We start from the raw sequence: 1,238 nt of genomic DNA on the forward strand, positions 1-1,238 counted from the left end.
CGACATCAGCACGAATCCCAAGGTGATTGCATCACCTTGGGATTCTTTCTATTTCAGGCTCAAGCAATTCGTAAATCGAGATGGCCGCTCAGAAGTTGTGCGAATGGACGATTCGTCCGTTCACGATCTGCCTTGAGCCAAAGGTGCACGAATTTCGTGGGGCCCGATGAAGTCACCGCATTACGCTTGTGAATCGGCAAAGTTTGCTTGACGTGATGGCACTGATGGTGGCTAAAAATGCGTGCCCCACGCCGTGATGCGAAAAACTTGAATCCCTTTCTCGGAAAACGTCGCCCCATAATCGATTCAAGTTGGCTGCGGTGGTCGACTTTTCCGAATGCAAAGACTTTTTTGATTGTTTGGCTTCGGTTGAGTGTAACGGAAAGGCCCTGAAACCTATTGCGCTCATCCTTAACTGTCGATCCATCAAAAGCCGGATGATTCCTATATCCGGTATATGCGGTCTGCAGTTCGATAATGAATTTGCGGGTGGAGGCTACGAAACATGGACACAAGACGCTGCATCGAGCTGCTATTCGTTTTTAGCTCGATAGGATGCGTAGCTATTCAAGATACTGAATACTGCATCGCGCAAAAATGCCGGGCAGGAGTTGCATGGTGGCGAAACAGCGAAGAGCGATGCTCGTCGAATCCCTGTTCACACTACTCGAAGGGTTGGCGTCAAGGATATCTTGACGTTTTGATGGGTGGGGATGGAACCTGCCCGCCGGTTCCCCCACACTGCTACTGGTCGTTTAAGTTCCAATCGGAACGAGGTGAAGAGGCCATTGGAGACTGGTTCCAGGGGTACCAGCACGGGGGTGCATCGGCTCTTTCTTCGGGGCGCAATCAGTATCACCCCGTGCCAATCTCAGGGGTGTTTCGTCAATACTCGCCCAGTTGTTTGCCATCGGACTTTGCCCCATACGAACTTGGTCGTTCGAGCCTTGGGCTGACAAATCCCCCATTGTCGTCTGCTGAGCACCACGTCGAGGACGAGGCATTGCCGGATTCGACGCCGCTCGAAGCGGAGACTCGTTCAAGTGATGGAGGTGGGCCGCCCGCTGATGGCTTGTCGACGCTGAAGAGCGTGCCCGTGAATCCGCTTCCCGGCGTTCCGACGACGGAAGCGGTGAATAGGGCGACTGAGTAAGCCTGTGGCAGTCAACCAACAAGTAAGTCAGACGGATCTACTCACATCCAAACGACTGAAGGATCGGTCAATTATGAAATCGCTT

The 1,238-nt window shown here is 52.7% G+C and carries 1 protein-coding gene; it reads left to right on the forward strand.

Going from position 1 to position 1,238, the window contains the following annotated elements; translation table 11 throughout:
- Positions 1-703: 703 nt before the first annotated feature.
- Positions 704-1,153, forward strand: a complete 450-nt coding sequence (locus tag OSO_RS0100140) for a hypothetical protein (protein WP_010581592.1) — start codon at positions 704-706, stop codon at positions 1,151-1,153.
- Positions 1,154-1,238: the final 85 nt, after the last annotated feature.

Origin of the sequence: Schlesneria paludicola DSM 18645, from assembly GCF_000255655.1 — a bacterium.
GTDB lineage: Bacteria > Planctomycetota > Planctomycetia > Planctomycetales > Planctomycetaceae > Schlesneria > Schlesneria paludicola.

Bases quoted from the DNA above. Each gene is read 5' to 3' on its own strand.
- OSO_RS0100140 (WP_010581592.1), top strand. From the start codon at position 704: ATGGGTGGGGATGGAACCTGCCCGCCGGTTCCCCCACACTGCTACTGG.